This is a genomic window from Planctomycetota bacterium (assembly GCA_016125255.1).
Lineage (GTDB): Bacteria > Planctomycetota > Phycisphaerae > Phycisphaerales > Zrk34 > RI-421.
Genome location: WGMD01000015.1, coordinates 34,536 through 54,719, shown reverse-complemented (window position 1 = coordinate 54,719; position 20,184 = coordinate 34,536). Strand labels below are relative to the sequence as shown.

12 protein-coding genes are annotated in these 20,184 nt (G+C 64.1%); 5 read left to right on the top strand and 7 right to left on the bottom strand.

Translation table 11 applies throughout. The annotated features are described in order from the left end of the window. Nucleotides 1–108: 108 nt before the first annotated feature. The 3 genes from GC162_12945 to GC162_12935 all read right to left on the bottom strand — a co-directional run bounded on the left by GC162_12945 (nt 109) and on the right by GC162_12935 (nt 4,581). Nucleotides 109–783, bottom strand: coding sequence for a response regulator (locus GC162_12945; protein MBI1369547.1), 675 nt, complete (start codon nt 781–783; stop codon nt 109–111). Further along, nucleotides 776–3,208 carry a PAS domain S-box protein gene (locus GC162_12940; GenBank protein ID MBI1369546.1) on the bottom strand — a complete coding sequence of 811 codons (2,433 nt, stop codon included), beginning with the start codon at nt 3,206–3,208 and terminating at the stop codon, nt 776–778. The genes GC162_12945 and GC162_12940 overlap by 8 nt, the downstream gene beginning before the upstream one ends. Nucleotides 3,209–3,294: 86 nt before the next feature. Next, entirely contained in the window at nt 3,295–4,581 is a 1,287-nt protein-coding gene (locus GC162_12935) for an NAD(P)/FAD-dependent oxidoreductase (protein MBI1369545.1), read from the bottom strand. Nucleotides 4,582–4,709: 128 nt separating this feature from the next. Between GC162_12935 and GC162_12930 the strand changes: the two genes are divergently transcribed. Beyond that, entirely contained in the window at nt 4,710–7,610 is a 2,901-nt protein-coding gene (locus GC162_12930) for a 2-oxoglutarate dehydrogenase E1 component (protein MBI1369544.1), read from the top strand. A 42-nt stretch (nt 7,611–7,652) separates the two neighbouring features. Continuing rightward, the gene (gene sucB / locus GC162_12925; protein ID MBI1369543.1) at nt 7,653–8,789 is read left to right on the top strand and encodes a dihydrolipoyllysine-residue succinyltransferase; all 1,137 of its coding nucleotides are present in this window, start codon (nt 7,653–7,655) and stop codon (nt 8,787–8,789) included. Nucleotides 8,790–8,925: 136 nt separating this feature from the next. Here the strand turns inward: sucB and GC162_12920 are convergent, their stop codons facing one another. The 4 genes from GC162_12920 to GC162_12905 all read right to left on the bottom strand — a co-directional run bounded on the left by GC162_12920 (nt 8,926) and on the right by GC162_12905 (nt 15,130). Further along, nucleotides 8,926–11,544, bottom strand: coding sequence for a sodium/solute symporter (locus GC162_12920; protein ID MBI1369542.1), 2,619 nt, complete (start codon nt 11,542–11,544; stop codon nt 8,926–8,928). A 17-nt stretch (nt 11,545–11,561) separates the two neighbouring features. Next, on the bottom strand, nt 11,562–12,815 hold the full coding sequence (locus GC162_12915; protein MBI1369541.1) for an exo-alpha-sialidase: 1,254 nt from the start codon (nt 12,813–12,815) through the stop codon (nt 11,562–11,564). Between the two features lie 174 nt (nt 12,816–12,989). Then, nucleotides 12,990–13,913 carry an N-acetylneuraminate lyase gene (locus GC162_12910; GenBank protein MBI1369540.1) on the bottom strand — a complete coding sequence of 308 codons (924 nt, stop codon included), beginning with the start codon at nt 13,911–13,913 and terminating at the stop codon, nt 12,990–12,992. A gap of 35 nt (nt 13,914–13,948) precedes the next feature. Next, complete coding sequence (locus tag GC162_12905; protein MBI1369539.1) at nt 13,949–15,130, bottom strand: exo-alpha-sialidase; 1,182 nt, start codon at nt 15,128–15,130, stop codon at nt 13,949–13,951. A 1,208-nt stretch (nt 15,131–16,338) separates the two neighbouring features. Between GC162_12905 and GC162_12900 the strand changes: the two genes are divergently transcribed. Genes GC162_12900 through GC162_12890 form a run of 3 tightly spaced genes read left to right on the top strand, consistent with a single transcriptional unit; the run spans nt 16,339 to nt 20,176 of the window. After that, nucleotides 16,339–17,520 carry a GntR family transcriptional regulator gene (locus GC162_12900; GenBank protein MBI1369538.1) on the top strand — a complete coding sequence of 394 codons (1,182 nt, stop codon included), beginning with the start codon at nt 16,339–16,341 and terminating at the stop codon, nt 17,518–17,520. Continuing rightward, a complete protein-coding gene (locus tag GC162_12895; GenBank protein MBI1369537.1) occupies nt 17,517–19,253 on the top strand; it encodes a hypothetical protein in 1,737 nt (578 codons plus the stop codon). The genes GC162_12900 and GC162_12895 overlap by 4 nt, the downstream gene beginning before the upstream one ends. Beyond that, nucleotides 19,250–20,176: a prepilin-type N-terminal cleavage/methylation domain-containing protein gene (locus GC162_12890; protein MBI1369536.1), complete on the top strand. Its 927-nt coding sequence runs from the start codon at nt 19,250–19,252 to the stop codon at nt 20,174–20,176. Before GC162_12895 ends, GC162_12890 begins: the two co-directional genes overlap by 4 nt. The last annotated feature ends 8 nt before the right edge of the window (nt 20,177–20,184 follow it).

The following is a 20,184-nucleotide window of genomic DNA, read 5'->3' as shown; positions in this document are numbered from 1 at the left end:
GTCAACGCCGTCCGGTCAACAAGCAATTCGGTCCCCGGCGTCAAAATTATTGAGCCGTTTCGATCTGCATCGGTTTTCGGACGTTGTGCAAAACGGCGGGTTTTCGTCTCACGACCCGCCGTTGAGACGGATCGACATCCGCACCAGGTCCGCCAGACTTTGGGCTTCCATCTTCTTCATGACCCGTCCGCGGTGGACTTCGATCGTCTTCATGCTGATGCCGAGCATCTGTCCGATCTGCTTGTTGAGATGCCCTTCGACCACCAGGGCCATAACCTCCTGCTCGCGCGGCGAAAGCGTCTGATACCGGCTCGACAGATCGCCCAAGCTCACCACTTCCTCCTGATCCGCCGCATCCTTCTGAAGCGCCGCCCGCACGCGCGACAGCAGCACCTCTTCGCGGCAGGGCTTCTCGATGAAATCGAACGCCCCTCCCTGCATCGCTCGCACCGCCATCGGCACATCCGCGTGACCCGTCAGGATGATGACCGGAAGCTTGAACAAGCGCTCGTTGAGCACCCCCTGAAGCTGCAAGCCGCTCATACCCGGCATGCGCACGTCCAGAAGCAGACACCCCCGCCAGCCCGGCTCCATCGCCTTGAGAAATTCCTCCGCCGAGGCGAACGCCTTGACCGGCAGACTTGACGAGTCCATCAGAAACTCGATTGATTCCCGAACCGCGTCATCGTCGTCCACCACGAAGACCGTCCCATCAAGCGCCGGCCCCTCCGGCTGAGGCGGCTTCGGCGTCTCTTCCACAATGCGCTTGCGTGCCTTACTCATGTTGTGACTCCCGGTACAGAGGCAGCGTCAGTTCAAAGCATAGACCGTGCGGCTCCACATTGACAACCGTCAGCGTCCCGCCATGCGCTTCCACAATCGACCGGCTGATCGCCAGCCCCATGCCCATCCCATCGGGCTTGGTGGTGAAAAACGATTCAAAGAGCCGGTCAAGTATTTCCACTTCGCAGCCCGGACCGGTGTCGCGCACATGCAGATGAATCATCGCATCCGAGGCCGTGGTGCGGATCGTCAGCTCGCGCGGGTCCGACGCCGCTTCGTGCATCGCTTCGATGGCGTTGCGCACGAGGTTCACGAGCACCTGCTGCACCTGCACGGGGTCGGCGTAGGCATTGGGCAGGTCCGTCTGAAGCTCGCGGTGGATGCGCACGCCGCCGCGGCGGATTTCGACCGCCAGGAGCTGCACCATCTCGTTGACAAGTTCGTTGACATTGGTCGGCGCCCGCTGCGGGACGCCCTTGGCGACGAACTCTCGCAGGTTGTGAATGATCTGCCCGGCCCGCTCCGCCTGCTGCGCCACCTTGTGCATCGCGCCCTTGATGCGCTGCGGGGGCGTGTCGGGCGCGTCCAGCAGACGCAGCGAGCCGCGCACGTAGTTGATGATCGCCCACAACGGCTGGTTCAGTTCGTGCGCAAGCCCCGCCGCCATTTCGCCCATCATGCCCAGTCGGTTGACGTGCGCGAGCTGCGCGTGCAGTTCGACCGCCCGTTCCTCCGCGCGTTCGCGCTCGACCATCTCGTCGCGCAGGCGGCGGTTGGATTCGACCAGTTCCGCGGTGCGCTCGATGACGCGCTGCTCCAGTTCGTCGCGGGCGCGCTTCAGCTCCGTGATGTCGCGCACGTGCATGAGCATGGCGGGATGACCGGCGTAGTCGATACGGCTGGCGCGGATTTCCACCGGCACCGTCGTACCGTCCGCACGCAGACTTTCCCCCTCCACCTGCTGCAATTCCCCGCGTGTGAGCATCTCGAACCCCAGGCGCACCTCCGCCCGCCGGTGCTCCGGCACGAGCTGCTCGACGTGCAGCCCCATCAGGTCCTTGCGGGCCATGTGATGCAGCGTGCATGCCGCGGGATTCACGTCCAGCACCCGCCCCTGCATATCCTCGACGAAGATGGCGTCCGGCGAATACTCAAACAGATCGCGGAACAGCTTCTCGCTCCGCTGAAGCGCCCGCTCCGCCTCGCGCCTTGCCGTCACATTCTCGTGCGCCACCACGACCCGCACCGGCCCAACGCCCACGAAACGCGTCACACGCGCGACGAACCACCGCTTTTCCTTCGGGGCGTGACATTCGTACTGACGAGCATACTGATCGAGCTTGCCGTCGATCACCATGCGGATGCCTTCGGCCACATCGCGCGCGTCCGCTGACCCTTTCGCCGCCGCCGCATCGCACACGTCAAGGTAATTCACGCCCCGGGCATGACGCGGCATCAGCAGGTGATTCTCATCGGCGAATCGCCGCCATGATTCGTTCACTTCAAGAATCACGCCTTGTTCATCGAGAATCGCGATATTCGCCGTCAGCGCGTCCAGCGCCGATTTGAGGAAACGGGCTGACTCGTTGAGTTTGCGCTCCGAATCCTTGCGTTCGGTGGCGTCGGCGGTGATGCCCAGATATCCGGTCAACCGCCCGTGCTCATCACGCAGCGGCCGGCCGACGGAGGTCATGTCGCGCTCCACGCCCGCCGCGGTGCGAAAGCGATATTCCGCCGCGAACGGCCCGCCCGACCGCATCGCCTCACGCCACTTGGCGACCAATTCCTCCCGGTCCTCCGGATGAATCACCGCCAGCCATTCATCGGGCCGGATGTCCCGCCCGCTCAACCCGGCATATGCCAGCAGGCGATCGTTGGCGAACACCGTGTGCCCTTCGGTGTCGGTGAGCCAGATGCCGATCGGCGCGAGCTTGGTGACCATCTCGAATCGCTGAAGACTTTCCTGAAGCTCCTTCTCCCGCTCGACCTTGTCGCAGATGTCACGGAAGATCCCGCGTGTGGCGACGGGGCGGCCGTTCTCGAACCGGCAGTTGACCGCCCCCTCGACCTCGATGCGCCGCCCCCGGCTCGTCACGAACGCCGCCCGCACCCGCCCGAGTTTCTCCCCCGTCATCAAACGCGCGAAAACCTCCTGACAGTGCAGCAGACTGTCCGGGTGCACGATGTCCATGACCGTCATGTCCGCCAGTTCCTCCCGCCGGTAGCCCATCGTGTCCAGCCAGGTCTGATTGACATACAGGAATCGCCCATCCGGCGCGACGCTTTGAATCAGGTCGCTGGCGTTATCGAGCAGGTCGCGCAACTGATCGTCATCATCGAGCCGGGCGTCTTGCAGCGGCGTGGTGCGGTCGTTGGTGGGTTCTTTCATGACGGCGCACCCAGCGGGCAAAACAGCGAAAGACATGAAGCGTGATCGGCCGCATGTTAGTCGCGTCTGATTATACCTTTTTGTCGGATCAACCCGCGGGTTGACTTGACCGTGCGCACCGGTCAGGCATCGTCCGAGCGCGCACGGTGAAGTCCCAACTGCACATACTCATGTGAGAATATCAGGTTGATCGTCCAGTCCAGCGCAATTCTTATGCGTCGGCCCCAGCCGGGGATCTTCATGAGGTACACCGTGCGCCACATGAACCACGCCGGGAACCCCGCGATGCGGAATCCGAACACCTGCGCCACCGCCGTCCGACAGCCCAGCGCCGCCAGCGAACCCATATTGGTAATCTCGCACGGCCGGGTCGGCTCGCCGCGCAGCACCGCGCGCAGATTCGCCGCCAGATGCTTGCCCTGCCGCACCGCATGCTGCGCCGTCGCCGGATACGCATGACCGTCCGCATCCTTATTGACCGCGCTGTCGCCGATCGCCCACACATGGTCGTACCCCTCGACGCGCAGATCGCGCTCGCATCGAATGTACCCGCGCGGGTCGGTCGGCAGGCCGGTCCGTGCGATGAGCGGATTGGGCGCGATGCCAGCGGTCCAGACGACCGTGTGCGCGGCGAGCGTGTCGCCGTTGTCGATCGTCGCCGATTCGGGCCCGATGGCGGTGACGGACTGCTTGAGTCGAATGTTCACGCCGCGCCCGCGCAGATGATCGGCAGCATAGTCGGCGAGCGAACGGTCCAGCGCCGGCAGAATCCGATCCTCGCGCTCCACGAGCGTCACGCCACACTCATCGGGACTGACATTGGGGTAGAGCCGGGCGGCGTGTCGCATGAAGACGTGAAACTCGCCGGCCAGTTCGACGCCGGAGAAATTCGCGCCGACGATGACCATGTGCAACAGCGCCTTGCGCCGCTCCGGGTCATCGCACGCATCGGCCAGTTCCAACAGCTCGATCGCCCGGTCGCGCAGCCCGACCGCGTCCGCCAGCGACTTGAGTTCGAATCCATGCTCGCGCAGCCCCGGCACATCGGGGAGCCGCGTGACGGACCCGAGGGCGAAGACCAGATGGTCATAGTCAAAATGCATGGGCTGGCCATCGCTCCGCTCGGCGGTGACACGGCGGGCGGCAAGGTCGATCCCCGTGACCTCGGCGGTGCGTATCTTCGTCTTTTTCAGGAACTTGCGCAGCGAGACGACGGTGTGCCGCGGTTCCAGAGAGCCGGTGCCGGCCTCGACGAGGAGGGGGAAGAAGATGAAGTAATTGGAGCGGTTGACGAGGGTGATGTCGGCCTCAGCGGGGCGGAGCTTTCGGTGAAGATGGGAAACACAGTAAGCGCCGGCGAACCCGCCGCCGATAATGAGGATACGCGGACTGCTCGGGGTGCGGTCCATCCGTTCATCCTTGTTGGGAACGGGCAGATGTCAAGTCGCGTCACACTATGCTATCATTGGACTGCATAAATGGTGACTGAGTGAGGCGCAACGCATTTGAAGGCGGCAAGCGGCCGCCAGGGCTGGAAATGGACCTTCCCCAAAATTCGCATAGTCTTACGTTCGTCGAGCAGCAGTATGCGATGTTCCTCGACGACCCCGAATCCGTATCCCCGCAATGGCGTCGCTATTTCCGCTCCCTGAGCGGGGAGGACGTCGGCCCGGAAGAGCCCGCCGAGAACGGCAACGGCAACGGGCACGCCACGCTTCAGCTCGGCCCCTCGTTCAAGCCGCAGAGCATGTTCGCCACGCGCATCCCGTCGGTCGCGACGCCGACGCCCGGCTCCCCGGCGGCGAAGGTTTCGCCCATCGCCAAACCGCGCGTCCTCGATCACACCGGCGCGGCGTTGGAGCTGCTTCAGGAACGCGTGGACCTGCTCATCCGCAACTACCGGGTGCGCGGGCACATGATCGCCAAGGTCGATCCGCTCGATCAACCGCGACAACACTGGCCCGAACTCGACCCCGTCTCGCTGGGCTTGAGCGATTCGGACATGGATCATCCGTTCTCCACCGACGCCACCGCCGGCCCCAAAACGCAAACCCTCCGCCAGATCGTTCAGCGCCTTCGCAATACCTACTGCCGTTCGATCGGCGTCCAGTTCATGCACATCACCGATACCGAAGTCCGCAAGTGGCTTCAGTATCGCATGGAAAGCACGGAGAACCGGCTGACGCTCAGCCGCGCCGAACAGCTTCGCATCCTCAAGCGGCTCACCGATGCGGTCGTCTTCGAGTCGTTCCTGGCGACCAAGTACGTCGGCGCCAAGACGTTCAGCTTGGAAGGCGCCGAGACGCTCATCCCGCTGCTCGATCTTGCGATCGAATACGGCGGCGAACAGGGCATCGACGAGTTCGTGATCGGCATGGCGCACCGCGGCCGGCTCAACGTGCTGGCGAACATCATGGGCAAGAGCCCGCGCGTGATCTTCCGCGAGTTCGAGGACATGGACCCGCACCTGTACATGGGCGGCGGCGACGTGAAGTATCACCTGGGTCATTCCAACGACTGGCGCACCACCAATGGTCACAAGGTGCACCTGTCGCTGTGCTTCAACCCCTCGCATTTGGAGTTCATCGGCTGCGTCGCCGAGGGCCGCGTCCGCGCCAAGCAGGACCGCAACAACGACACCGCCCGCAAACGCGGCATGACCCTGCTCATCCACGGCGACTCCGCTTTCGCCGGCGAAGGCGTCGTGCAGGAAACGCTCAACCTCAGCCAGCTCGAGGGCTACGGCGTCGGCGGCACGCTGCACATCATCGTCAACAACCAGGTCGGCTTCACCACGCTGCCCAAACAGTACCGCTCCAACGCGTACTGCACCGACATCGCGAAAATGCTCGATATTCCGATCTTCCACGTCAACGGCGAAGACCCGGAAGCGGTGGCGCAGGTGGTGCGGCTGGGCATGGACTTCCGCCGCAAGTTCAAGCGCGACGCGGTGATCGACATGTACTGCTATCGCCGCCGGGGCCACAACGAAGGCGACGAACCCGAATTCACGCAGCCGCTCATGTACAAGGCGATCAATCAGCGCCCGAGCGTGCGCGAGGGTTATCTCAACAAGCTCTTGAAGATGGGCGACGTCTCCCGCGAGGAAGCGGACGCGCTGGCCAACTGGCGCACCGCCGAGTTCGAGAAGGCGCTGGCCGAAGCGCGCGACACCGACTATCTGCCCCGGCCCGACGAGCGCATCGGCGACTGGAAGAACTACGTCGGCGGGGACGAGTCGAACGTGCGCGATGATTCGACGGGCGTGGACAAGACGCGGCTCAAGGATCTTTTGACGCGCATGACGACGCTGCCGGAGAATTTCCATCCGCACCGCAAGGCGGCGCGCGTCATGGAAGCGCGGCGGGAGATGGCGAGCGGCGACAAACCGCTGGACTGGTCCACGGCCGAGCTGCTCGCCTTCGCGACGCTCGCCACTTCGCAGCACCGCATCCGCATGACCGGGCAGGACTCGGAGCGCGGCACGTTCAGCCAGCGCCACGCCGTCCTGCACGATGTCGAGAACGGCGATCGACATTCGCTTTTCGCCAACCTCGGCGAGTCGGCCGCGCCGATCGAGATTCACAACAGCCCGCTGTCCGAAGCGGCCGTGCTCGGATTTGAATACGGCTACAGTCTGGACACGCCCGAGGGATTGATCATCTGGGAAGCCCAGTTCGGCGACTTCGTGAACGTCGCGCAGGTCATCATCGATCAGTTCATCGCTTCGGCCGAAGACAAGTGGCGGCGGCTGTCGGGTCTGACGCTGCTGCTGCCGCACGGTTTTGAAGGTCAGGGCCCCGAGCACTCCAGCGCCCGGATGGAGCGCTTCCTGATGCTCGCCGCCGAGCAGAACATGCAGATCGTTCAGCCGACCACGCCCGCGCAGTATTTCCACTGCCTGCGGCGTCAGGTCGTGCGTCCGTGGCGCAAGCCGCTGATCGTGTTCACGCCCAAGAGTCTGTTGCGTCTTCCCGCCGCGACGTCGTCGCTGGACGAGATGAGCAGCGGGGTGTTCAAGCGCGTGATCGCGGACGATGTCGTGGAGGCGGGCAAGGTGGATCGGATCGTGCTGTGTACGGGCAAGATTTACTACGAGCTGGTCAACCGGCGCAAGGAACTGGGCCGGGACGACGTGGCGATCGTTCGGCTCGAGCAGCTTTACCCGATGCCGATGCAGCAGCTTGAGGAAGCGCTGGCGCCGTACAGCGATGGGACGCCGACGTTCTGGGTGCAGGACGAGCCGGCGAACATGGGCGCCTGGCCTTATATTTTCAATCGTTTTGGTTGTGACCTGCTGGGGCGGATGCCGCTTTCGTCGATCACGCGGCCGGAGTCGGCGAGCCCGGCGACCGGTTCGCACTCGGCGCACAAGCTCGAGCAGGAGCAGCTCATGTCCAATGTATTCGGCGGCGTCCCCGTGGGGTCGTGCCATTGACCGCCGCGCCGAGCGGCGATATAGACCAACTTAGAGAAACGCATGTCCACCGAATTGAAAATCCCGCAGTTGGGTGAGTCCATCACCGAAGTGTCCATCCTTCAATGGCTCAAGACCGAAGGTCAGGCCGTCGCCAAGGACGAGCCGGTCGTCGAAGTCGAAAGCGAAAAGGCGTCGGTCGAGATTCCCTCGCCGGTCGCCGGGACGCTGACGCACGTCGCCAAGCGCGACGGCGACATCTGCCAGGTCGGCGATGTCATCGCGATGATCGAAACCAACGGCAAGGCCGCCGCGTCGGAGAGCGCGCCCGCCGCCGCACCAGCGAAGAGCGAAGCGAAGGCCGCGCCCAAAGCCGCCCCCGCGACGCCGCCCCCAGCCGCCAAGCCCGCGCCCTCACCGGCGCCCGCCGCGGCCCCGGCTCCGGCGACGCGCGTCGCCGAGCGGCCGGCGCCGATGGAAAAGCCCTATGTGCCCGATGAGCGCGGCGAGGAAGTCGTGCCCATGTCGTTTTTGCGCCAGACGATCGCCCGCCGGCTCGTCGACGCGCAGCACAACGCCGCGCTGCTCACGACGTTCAACGAAGTGGACATGTCGCAGGTCATGGCGCTGCGCAAGCGCTACAACCCGTCGTTCGAGCAGCGCTACGGCATCAAGCTCGGGTTCATGTCGTTCTTCGTCAAAGCCACCGTCGACGCCCTGCGCCAGTGCCCCGCGCTCAACGCCCGCATCACCGGCAAGCAGATCGTCTATCGCAACTACTTCGACATCGGCATCGCCGTCAGCGCCGCCAAGGGATTGGTCGTTCCGATCGTGCGCGACTGCGAACGGCTGAGCTTCGCGCAGGTGGAGCTGACGATCGCCGACTTCGCCCGCCGGGCCAACGAAGGCAAACTCGAGCCGCACGACCTTGAGGGCGGCACGTTCACGATCACCAACGGCGGCATCTTCGGGTCGCTCATGTCCACGCCGATCATCAACCCGCCTCAGTCGGGCGTGCTGGGCATGCACTCGATTCAGGAACGCCCGATCGCGGTCGACGGGCAGGTCGTCGTCCGGCCGATGATGTACATCGCTTTGACCTACGATCACCGCATCGTCGACGGCCGCGAAGCCGTGACGTTCCTCAAACGCGTCAAGGAAACCATCGAGGAGCCGGCCCGGCTTCTGGTGGAAATCTAACCCCCCTCCCTCCGAGGGAGGGGCCGGGGGAGGGTGAAGCGCATCCGTAGGAGCATGCTTCAAATCGCAACAGGTTCAGACTGATGCGATTCACCCCCACCCAACCTCCCCCTTGCAGGGGGAGGGGACAAGCACCTCACTCCACCGTCGTCGCCGCCGGCGCGCTCGCGTTCGATGCGACCGGTTGCCGCATCGTGTAGATCGTCAATCCGTCGATGTTCTTTGGCGAAGCGGGCATGACGATGCTGGCGAGATAGCCGATGCTGAAACAGATGACGATGCCGACGGGGGCGTAGAGGTACCAGTGGATGTGGCTGTAGAGATTCAGCGCGATGATGGCCGCCACGCCGCTGACGACGCCGATGAAGGCGCCGAGTCCGTTGGCGCGGCGCGTGAGGATGCCGAGGCAGAACAGCCCGCCGAGCACGCCCATGAACAGGCCGATGATCCAGAGGAATGAGGCGAAGCGCAGGCGGTTGCTGGCGTCGACGAAGAGCAGGCCGATGATCGTGCCGGCCACGCCGAGGGCGAGGGTCAGCGTGCGTCCGGCATTGAGGTAGCCGCGTTCGGTGCGGCAGAGATTGAAGGGGCGCATGAAGTCGGTGACGAGGGTCGTGGCGGTGGAGTTCATGCTGGTGGAGATCGTGGACTGCGCCGCGGCGAAGATGCCCGCCACGATGAGTCCCGCCGCGCCGACGGGGAGGCGCGTCGAGATGAACAGCGGGAAGATCTGGTCCGTGTTGATCGTCGGATCAAGCTGCTGTGGATGGAGCTTGTAGTAGACGTAGAGGGCGGTGCCCATGCCGAAGAAGAGGAACGAGGCGGGGATCGTCAGCGCGGCGTTCATCCAGATGGACCGCGCGGCGGTGTCGGCGTCGCTTGTCGTCATGTACCGCTGCACGACGGCCTGATCGGCGACATAGGACGAAACATTCTGACCGAGCCCGCCGAGCACGACGACCCAGATCGCCATCGTCATGTAGCTCGTTTCCGAAAAGTCGAAGTTGACCATGTGCATTTTGTGGTCGGTCATGGCGATGTCGAAGAATCGGCCCAGCCCGCCGTCGATGTCGATGATCACCAGGACGAAGCACACCATCGCTCCGCCGAGCAGGACGAAAGTCTGAATCGTGTCGGTCCAGACGACGGCTTCGATGCCGCCGAGCGTGCAGTAGATGATGCTCAAGAGGCCCATGATGAGCAGGCCCTGCACGGGCGAGAGCGGCGTGACGGACGCGAGCGCGAGGGCCGCCAGGGACATGACGATGCCCATGCGGAAGATGTGGAACACGGTGAAGAGCCCGCTGCCGAAAAGCCGCACGGGCAGGTTGAATCGCTTGGAGAGGTATTCGTAGGCGCTGGTGGCGTCGATGCGGCGGAAGAACGGGAGGGCGACGTAGACGGCCAGCGGGGCGACGGCGGGGATCATGAAGTTCGCCACGATCAGCACCCAGTTCTGCGCGTAGGCCGTGGCGGGGACGGCCATGTATGTAATCGAACTGAGCATCGTCGCGAAGATCGAACAGCCCGCCACCCACCAGGGAATCCGCTGCCCCCCACGGAAATAATCGTCGGTGTCCGTGTTCTTGTTCGCGAAGTAGACGCCGACGCCGACCATGGCGAGCAGGTACACGATCAACACGGCGAAGTTGATCGGCCCGAACGCCACGCCGTGCTCGAGCGGCAGGATGCGCCACACTTCGCTCGAACGCACGCGCGGCCGCACCTCCCCCGCCGCGATCACCATCGCCCCGTCCCACTTCACCGCCGGCGTCGTCACCTGATTCATCGGTGTCGTGCCCGCGTCGATCCAGGTGTCCGTGATTGTGTGATACGCCCACGCCCGCTTCGGAAAACCCGGATGCGCGTCCTTGAGTTCATCCGCCTTCGCGAACAGCGAACCGTCCGCGCCGCTGAGCACGAACAGGTGCGACTGCCCCACCGCCGCGCCGGTCCCCGCCATGACGCACACCGGCACATCGCTGCGCTTGCGCCACGCACGCGTCTTTGGATTAAATTCATACACGTCGCGCAGCGGGTCCATGCCGTCGACGCCGCTCACGCCCTCCTTCTGACGCCGCCCGCTCATGACGTAAATGCAATCGTCAAACCCATTGTGCTGCGCGAGCGTCAGATTGAACGCCCGGCTCTGCCCCGGCCAAGCCGGCAGTTTCTCCCATGGGTCCGCCCCGTCCTTCGTCAGATGCAGCGCCCAGAAATTGCTCATCGCCGTCTCGAGCGACGCCCCGTTCTGACCGCCGGCCAGATAGATCGTGTCCCCGATCCGAGCCGCCGCCCCGAACGCGCACGGCTCCGGCAAATCCGGCAAGGGCGACTGCGTCAGCGTGCGCGTGTCCGCATCCCATTTGAGCAAAAAACACCGGGAAAACACGCCCTTCGCGTCATTACCGCCCATGCAGACGACGCCCCGCTCCGTGCTGACGCACGCGCCGTACGCCACCGGCCGATCGAGCTTGAAACCCGTCAACCACGTGTACCCGTCCTTCCCATCGCGCACCAGCACATACGCCTCATCGTGCCACACCTTGTCCGCCTGCCAGAGATCCCCGCCCGCGGCCGTCGGAAAATTCGCCCCGCCCGCCACGATCAGCGCATCGTGATGCACGCCGACGAACGGTCCCGCCACGCCCAGCTTGTCCGGCAAATCCGGCAGCGGCGACCATGCCATCATCTTCGACTCCTCCGCCCCGCGTGCCGGCCCGCACAGCGCCGCCGCGAACACGCACAACACCATGCCTCGCCAGATCCGCATCATCGCGCGCTCCAGTCCGGTTCAAGTTGATCCGCGCCGTCGGTGAGCCACTCGAGGTTGAATCGCGCCAGCGTCAGATGTTTGAACGCGAACCCGCCGTAGTCCTTGCGGTCGCCCCGGCCGTAGAAACAGAGAATCGTCCCGTCGTGCGTGACGGTCAGATCGCTGTACCCGCTGCCGCCCGAGTCGAGCACCTTGTTCACTGCCCAAGTCCGGCCTTCGTCATAGCTGAGCTTGATCGAAAGGTTTTTCCGATCGCGATTGCGCCCGGGCTGCCCCTCCTTGTCGCCGACGAGCAGATTGTCCGGATGGGCGAAAAGCAGCCGGTTTTTCCCATGACCGTCGTGCGCCAGCGACAGGCGCATCAGACTCGCCATGCAGATCGGCTCGACCAGATGTTCATCGAACTTCGGCTCCGACCAGTGCGTCGCGCCGTCGGGACTCGTCACGACGAGGCGCCGATTGTCCTTCGATTCGTTGCGGACATTGAGCATGACGCGCCCGTCGGCAAGCTCGACCGTCGTCGTCTCATTGGGATTGATCCATGCGTCCGTGCACGGCACGGCAATGTCGCCGGCCTGCCATGTCTTGCCGTGATCATCGCTGTAAATCGTCCCCGTCACGGACGGCCGATGCGCGTTGCCGCCCGTCGCCGTCGAGATCCAGACCGGCACGATCAGCCGACCATTCTTGAGTTGGATGCCGTGATCCGGTCCCGTCGCCAGCACTTTCCAGTCATAATCCGCGCGGAACTTCTCGAACGTATCGGTGATCTCGACGGGCGTCGACCATGTGAGTCCGTCATCGGTGCTGCGGCTGTAAAAGCACCGCATGTATTCGAGACAGAAAATAAAATGCACCGTGCCGTCGCGGTCGGCGATGAAGACGGGGTTGTTGTAGGTCACATCATTGGGGTCCACGAACTTGAGCCGCAGGGCGAAGGGGTTTTTGTCCTTTTTTCCCGGCACATCCGCTGCTTTCTGCGGCTCGCTCCATGTCTTGCCGCCGTCGGTGGAGCGGCGAAGGAGGATGTCGATCGCGTCCCAGTCGCTGCCCTTCCTGCGGGCTTCGCACCACGCCAAGACGGTGCCCTTTGCCGTCGTGACGAGGCCGGGGATGTGATAGAGCTTGTAGCCGAGCTGTCCGCTCTCAAAGAGGTCCATCGTCTCGAGCATCGGCTTGTCCGCGCGGGCGGGGCCGATCATGGTGAGCATGACCCATAGCGCGAGCGCGGCTCGACGTGCGTTCGTCATGTTGTCGCCTCCAAGAGATGAGGTTCCGTTGCCATTCACCCCTCCCCCTCGAAGGAGGAGGTTGGGAGGGGGGGATTCCAAACGTCGATGCCGCGTTCGTAACTTGCAAGCGCACCGACGATCGCAATCCCTCCCCCGGCCCCTCCCTTCAAGGGAGGGGTGAGTCGAGCGCGATCAGTGTGATGCGGCGGCGTGCTGGAGGTCGAAGAAGCCGATGGCCTCCAGTTCGCTCCGCAGTTTGTCGTAGCGTTCGCTGGCGAGCGTGGTCAGCGGCGTGCGCGTCGGGCCGCAGTCCAGGCCGATCATTTTCATCATGGCCTTCTGCGCTTCGCGCCCGCCGTAGGGGACGAACGTGCGGACGATCTGGACGGAGCGGCTCTGCCAGCGACGCGCGGTTTCGAGGTCGCCGTCGTTGAAGGCGCGGATGATGTTCTGATACACCGGGCCGCAGAAGTTGAACGTGCTGCCGACGGAGGCGGTCGATCCGACGGCCATGGCGCCGAGCATCATTTCATCGAAGCCGAAGAGCACATCGAACCGCCCGCCGTCGAGTTCGAGGCAGGCCTGATATTCGTGGAGCATCGACGCGGTGTACTTGAGGCCGGCGAGGTTCGCGATGCGTTTTCCGCCGAGCTTGAGGAACTCGACCATGTCCAGGTTCACGCCGGTCACCGTCGGAATGTGATAGTGGTAGAACGGCAGATCGGGCGCGCCGGCGGCGATGTGCGCCATGGCCTCGACGAGCGCCGTGACGCTGGTGGGTTTGAAGTACGTCGGGGTCACGGCCGAGACGGCGGTCGCGCCGATCTTCGCCGCATGCGCCGCAAGCTGACGCGCCTGCTCGACGGAGTCCTGCCCGACCTGCACGAAGGTCAGCATCCGCCCCGCCGCCGCCTTGACGTACGCCTCGGCGACTTGCTCGCGCTCGGCGCTCGTCAGCGACACGCCCTCGCCCGTGCTCCCGGCGATGTACATGCCGATGATGCCCGTGTCGATCAGATGCTCGACGATCCGCGGCACCATCGAAAGGTTCAGCGATCCGTCCGAATTCATCGGCGTGAACGTCGCGGCGATCAGTCCGTGTGTCTTGCGGTCCATGTTGATGCGCTCCGTGTGAAATGGGCGTTGCGGATTCACTCCGCCTTCGCCGGCCCGGTCAGCCAGTCCAGATCGAACGACGCGAAAACGATTCGCTTGTAGCCCCCCGCTTCGTAAAGACACCCCACGCGCCCGCCCGGCAGCGCGACCAGACACGAATAAGCCGCCGGCCCCGGTTGAATCAGCTTCGACACCGGCCACGTCCCGCCATCGTCGAAACTCGCGCGGATCGTCAGATCGACGCGCTTGTCCCGGCTCGCGGGATTGGAAAACAGAATCACGCCCGCTTTGCCATCATGCGGCCAGGTCATGCGGCGGATCGACCCCTGACAGATCGGCTCGATGAGCGCTTCGTCGTGCGTGACCTTGGACCATGTTTCGCCGCCGTCGCTGCTGTAGGCGATCGCGCGCGTTTTGTCCTCGGAACGCCGGTAATTTCGCATGTTCATCATCAGCCGTCCGTCGGTCAGCTCGACGACTTCGCACTCGTTGACGCCGGGCGCGATGATCCCGCTTGTGCGCCATGCTTTGCCGTGATCGTCGCTGTAGATGGCGTGCGCGCGATAGGAATCGGTGCCCTGCCAGGGAAAGGCGCTGTGGTCGCAGGGAATGACGAGGCGCCCGCGATGTTCGCCGCGCTCGATCTGAATGCCCGCGCCGGGGCCGGTTGCGTACCACGCCCAGTCGTCGGGCTTGACGCTGTCGGTGATCTCGCGCGGCTTGGACCATGTCGCGCCGCTGTCGCCGGAGGTCATCACATAAATATGCCGGCCGTCCTTTGACGTCTTGCTTTTGATCTTGCTTTCGACATCGTCGCCGCGGTTCCAGTTCACGAGCAGATGAATCACGCCTGTGTCGCGATCGATCACCGGGCAGGGATTGCCGCAGGTGTTGGGTCCGTCGTCCCAGAGTGTCCGCACATCGCCCCAGGTCTTGCCGCCGTCGGTCGAGCGGCGGAGCAGCAAGTCGATATCCCCCGAGTCGGCGGAGGCATTGCGGCGGCCTTCGCAGAACGCGAGCAGATCGCCATTGGGCGCGGCGATGATCGAGGGAATGCGGAACGTGTGATACCCGCCTTCGCCCGACACGAAGACATCGCTGCGCTGGACGCGCGATGCATCGACAAGCTGATCGAGCTGGGCCGCGGTGAATCGCACCGATACCACCGAATTGAGATTCTCGCCCGGCTGATACTTCACATACGTCGTCGCCACCATCGTCCCGTCCGGCAGCCGCTCCAGGCAGCCGTACCCGCAGTCCATCGACTTGTTGGAATGCAGCAGTTTGACGCGATATTCGCCTTGTTTTCCCGTGAGAATGTCGTCATAGGCGCCGACCCAGCCGACGAAATGCCTGAACGTCGGACTTTTGGGATTGACGTCGCGGAAGACCATCATCAGCCGTCCGTCCGGCAGATACTGCGGGCGGTGGCGATCGCCCATGAGCCCCGGCGGCGCTTCGCGCGGCGCGGACCAGGTCTTGCCTTCATCCTCGCTGGTCATGATCAGCGAACTGTAGCGGCGGGCGTTTTCGCGCGCGATGAGCAGAAGCTGTTTGCCGTCGGGCGAGCGGATCACGGCCGGCTCGCACGGATTGGCGTCCTTGACGGCGAGGATCATGCGCTCGTTGACCCATGTCAGCCCGCCGTCGAATGTTTCGGATTGATAGAGCTTGAGCGGGGAGTGGTCACGATCGCTGGGCCCGCGATGGACCCACATCATGTAGTGACCTTTTTCGTTGTCGACGTTCAATACGCTTGTCGGCGCGACAATGCAGTGCAGACCATTGGGCGTCATTGATGACCAGGTCTTGCCGGCGTCGTCGCTGACGGACTGGTACATCGGGCCGTTGCCGGCGAAGACGATGAGTCGTTCTTTGCCGGCGGGGTCGACGAGGCGGTGGATCGAGGGGCAGTTGCGGATCGTGCGCCAGTTGTCGGGGGTGGGGATGAGGTCGCTCCATGTTTTGCCGCCGTCGTCGGAGCGCTTGAGCGGGCCGCAGGCGCCGCCGTGGTTGAGGGTCCATGTGCAGAAGATGGTTTTGCCATCGGGCATGAGGAGCGTGGTGGCGTGGCCCTGATAGACGGTCGGGGTGCCGGCGGCGATGACGACATGGCGCTGGGTCTGATCGGAAATGTCGATGGAGGGGATCGTGATCTGTTTGGACGCGGGGTCGCCCAGATCGTAAATCGCCGGTTCGGCCGGGGGTGTCTGCGCGACGGGCTTCACGTCCGAAGCGGCGCAGCCGGGGGCGAGCAAGGCGGCGGCGACCAATCCGATGATGAATTGCAAGCGTTGGTTTGACAATGACTTGGCCTCATTTGAGCGCGACGGGGAGCGATGCGCCGCTTGTGTCGATGTCGGGACCATCATATCGCGGGCAATTAAATTCTACAAAGAGCAAAAAAATTGCTTGACGAATAAAAATGTTTTTGATACCCTCCTCAGCGTCAGAGGCACGGAACCGAGATCACTTCATGCTCCAGTCAGGGCGCAGCCCGACGATTACCGAATTGGCCCAGCGGATCGAGGTCGATATCCGCAAGCGGCGGCTCAAGCCCGGCGATCCGTACATCGGCACCGCCGAGACGGCCCGGATGCTCAGCGTGTCCACCACGGCGGCGAATCGCGCGCTTCAGCTCCTGGCCAAGCGGCGCGTCATCGAACGCAAGCAACGCCGCGGCACGTTCATCACCGACCCCGGCGAGAATCATCACGAGCACACGCTGCAGCGCATCCATCTGCTCGTGCGCGAGGATCATCTGCGCAAGGAAGGCCTGCTCAGCGACGGCGTCGTCATCGGCATGCAGCATCAGCTTCCCGGCGCGGATGTGCAGTTCAATTTCCTGCGCGCCAATGACGGCGTGGAGCAGGTTCAGGCGCTCGTGTCCGAGGCGCTGGCCAGCTCGGTGCGCGAGGGTTTTTTACTGGTGCGATCGAGCGTTTCGACGCAGCGGGCGCTGGCGGCGTCGGGTTTGCCGACGGTGGTGCTCGGGTCGCTTCAACCGTCGGTTTCAACGCTGCCGTGGATCGACCGTGATCATCGCAAGATCGGGCGGCTGCTGGTCGAGTATGCGCTGTCGCATGGTCATGAGCGGCTGCTCCTGCTTCAGCGCGACAACGTGCTGGCGGGCGATTTCGAGTTGTACGACGGCGTGGCGGCGGCGATGGCACAGGCGGGTTTGCCGGCGGGGGCGCTGATCGTCCGCAATCTGCCGGCGGACCCGGCGGCGATCACGGCGGAGGTGGCGCATCTGCTGAAGCGCTGCGGCAAGCCGTTCGGCATCATCGCCCGGAGCCGCCCGCTGGCCGACGGCGCGCTGGCGGCGGCGATGACCTTGAAGCTCAAACCCGGCAAAAACATCGCCATCGCGGCGTCGGATATTTATCTGCGCCCGCATGACGCAGCGCCGCCCTATCCGTTTGCGCAGCAGGCGCTCGACCCCGAGAGCATCGGGCGGCATATCGGGCGCATGTTCGCACAGCAGGCGGCGGAGGAAGCGGTTGATCCGCCGCACGAGATCATTGATGTGAAGCTGAAGTTTCCGAACGGCTCGAATGAGATGACCCCGCAACGATCGCACCCCCACAGGAGAACGGAACCATGAGGCACCGCACACGCACATCGACGCTGACCGCAGGGCAAAACAAGCAATGGACGAACAAGCGACGGCTGATCGCGGCGGCGATGGCGGCGGGCTGCATGGCCGTGCCGTGCGCGAGCGAGGCGGCGACGCTGACCGTGACGAACAATCTGCTGCTGCATCTGGATGCGGGAGCGGGCGTGACCAAGGACGGGACCGATGCGATTTCGTCGTGGGCGGATCAGGCGACGAGCGTCGGCGGGTCCAATGACGCGACCGACAACAGCGGCGCGATCGACGGGCCGACCTACATCGCCAACGGCATCAACGGCCTGCCCACCGTGCGTTTCAACGGCACGAGCGAATACCTTCAGATCGCCGCCAACAGCGCCTTTAACAGCGATCAGTTCACGTGGTTCATCGTGGCGCAGTCCAACGCGCCGGCGTCGACGCAGATACTTTTCCGCTCGTCGTACAGCTCGGGAGCCGGCGCCGGTTCGTCGGGGCTGTGGGGCACGTTCACCCAATCCGGCGACTACATTTCGCATGCCCGCGCCAGCAGCGGGACATTCGCCGGGTCGAACGCCACCGCTTCGACACAGCCGACGATCATCACCGCCAAGTGGGCCTCGGACGACACCGTCACCGAATCGCTCAACGGCGTCGCCGCCGCCAGCGCCACCGGCGCCACCGCCTCGCCGGCCGGACACCAGTTCACGCGCGTCGGCGCCAACACCAGTGCCGTCAACCAATTCTTCAACGGCGACATCTCCGAAGTGCTCGTCTACAACACGACGCTCAGCGCCAATCAGCAGGCGCTCGTGCAGGGCTATCTCAACGCCAAGTACGATTTTGTCGATACGGCCGCGCTCAACAACGGGCTGCTGCTCTATTCGTCGATGGATGACGGTCACGTCAACCGCGGCGTCACCATGCCCCCGCCCGCATTGAGCACCAACGGCGGCAGCTTCACCATTCAAAACCAGGTCGACCCGGCGCATAACGGCACCGCCTCCGCAGCGACCACCAACAGCGCCGTGACTTCCTCCGCCCCCGGCCGCATCGGCCAGGCGATTGATCTGACGGACGGACTCGACGGCGTGGCGGGCGACGGCAACTCACGCGTCAACTATGGCGACAACTACGACATCACCGCCTCAGACAGCCAGACGATTTCGCTCTGGTTCAACGCCCGCGAGGCGGACACGACGGCGTTCATCGCCTCCAAGGGCAACTCCGCTTCGGTTGACAACGGCTGGTCGATCTGGCTGCAGCCCACGGGCGCCGGCCGCATCCAGGTCCGCGCCAACTACACCGGCGCCAACAACGCCACCGACAACCTCGGCCTCAATCACGCCTTCACCGCGGCGGACATGAACGCATGGCACAACCTCGTGCTCGTCATCGACAACGCCAACGGTGTGTTCAACGCGTACTACGACGGCCTGGCGGCGGGCGACGGGACGCAGAACGGTTGGGCCATCGGCGGCAGCGGCGGGGACACGAACGTGTTCACCCCCGGCCGGGACTTCTCCAATGCGCTGGGCATCATGCTGGGCGCGCGGGCGAGTGATCTGAATGCCGAGTTCAACGGGCTCATCGATGACTTTTCGATCTGGAACCGCGTGCTGAGCGAGCAGGAAGTGGCGAACCTGTACAACCTGGGTCTGATGAATCAGTCGTTCGTGGTGCCGGCGCCGGGCGCGCTGCCGGCGGGATTGATGGTGCTGACGCTGGTGTGGATGCGACGCAAATGAGACACGAGCATGCAAATCGCAGTGCGCATTTAGCGGCGGGGCTTGCCCCGCAGGGCGCGTGCATCGAGCAGCGCGGGGCGAGCCCCGCCGCTAAACGGCGCGCTCGATGCCGACAAGGTTTCACGCTCATCGAACTGCTCGTCGTTGTCGCGATCATCGCGCTGCTCATCGCGATTCTGCTGCCGTCGCTGGCGCAGGCGCGGGCGGCGGCGAAGTTCGTCGTCTGCGGCACGAATCAGAAACAGATCATCGCCACCGTGACCGTCTACGCCTCGGCCAATCGCGATTACTACCCGACGTCGATTCAGGGTTATCAGGTGTCGGCGACGAGTCAGTGGTGGACGCTGCCCAATCGCATCAATTATCACCCGGACGTGTACGGCGGAGCGCCCAATGGGTTTGACGGCGGGTGGATGGGCAAGCGCCTGCTCAAATACATTCCGAAGGTCGACACGTTCTACTGCCCGCTCGCGCCGCAGAGGCCGGACAACGCGCAGAAGGAATACGAGACGGGCAATTCCGCCATTCTTAACGGATCGTATTTCCTGTTCTGGGGCTTCAAAGGGTACAAGACGCAGGTGCCCAATTATTTTGAGGGGCCGGACCGCATGGGCGAAGGGCGACCCGGGCAACTGCTCACCTGCGATCAACTGGCGTGGAACGAGCCGGGCGGCACCTCGTACTGGACCAGTTCGCATCCCTTCGCCGACGCGGGCCCCGTCCGCGCCAACAATCCCGCCAGTTCATCGCATTCGTACTGGCAATCGACCGACCCGACCGCCACACGCCCGCGCGAACTTCTGCTCAGCGGCGGATATCTTGACGGTCACGTCGAAAAATACAACGCCCAGGAAACCGAGTGGTACCATCCCGGCACGAACGGCTCGCATCCGTCGCAGCATTACGTGCCCATCTCTCACTGACCTTATCG

Coding starts and splice junctions, on each gene's coding strand:
- GC162_12905 (MBI1369539.1), bottom strand. CDS start 15,130: ATGGTGGCGACGACGTATGTGAAGTATCAGCCGGGCGAGAATCTCAAT.
- GC162_12915 (MBI1369541.1), bottom strand. CDS start 12,815: ATGACGAACGCACGTCGAGCCGCGCTCGCGCTATGGGTCATGCTCACC.
- GC162_12945 (MBI1369547.1), bottom strand. CDS start 783: ATGAGTAAGGCACGCAAGCGCATTGTGGAAGAGACGCCGAAGCCGCCT.
- GC162_12930 (MBI1369544.1), top strand. CDS start 4,710: ATGGACCTTCCCCAAAATTCGCATAGTCTTACGTTCGTCGAGCAGCAG.
- sucB (MBI1369543.1), top strand. CDS start 7,653: ATGTCCACCGAATTGAAAATCCCGCAGTTGGGTGAGTCCATCACCGAA.
- GC162_12940 (MBI1369546.1), bottom strand. CDS start 3,208: ATGTCTTTCGCTGTTTTGCCCGCTGGGTGCGCCGTCATGAAAGAACCC.
- GC162_12895 (MBI1369537.1), top strand. CDS start 17,517: ATGAGGCACCGCACACGCACATCGACGCTGACCGCAGGGCAAAACAAG.
- GC162_12920 (MBI1369542.1), bottom strand. CDS start 11,544: ATGGTGTTGTGCGTGTTCGCGGCGGCGCTGTGCGGGCCGGCACGCGGG.
- GC162_12900 (MBI1369538.1), top strand. CDS start 16,339: ATGTTTTTGATACCCTCCTCAGCGTCAGAGGCACGGAACCGAGATCAC.
- GC162_12910 (MBI1369540.1), bottom strand. CDS start 13,913: ATGGACCGCAAGACACACGGACTGATCGCCGCGACGTTCACGCCGATG.
- GC162_12890 (MBI1369536.1), top strand. CDS start 19,250: ATGAGACACGAGCATGCAAATCGCAGTGCGCATTTAGCGGCGGGGCTT.
- GC162_12935 (MBI1369545.1), bottom strand. CDS start 4,581: ATGGACCGCACCCCGAGCAGTCCGCGTATCCTCATTATCGGCGGCGGG.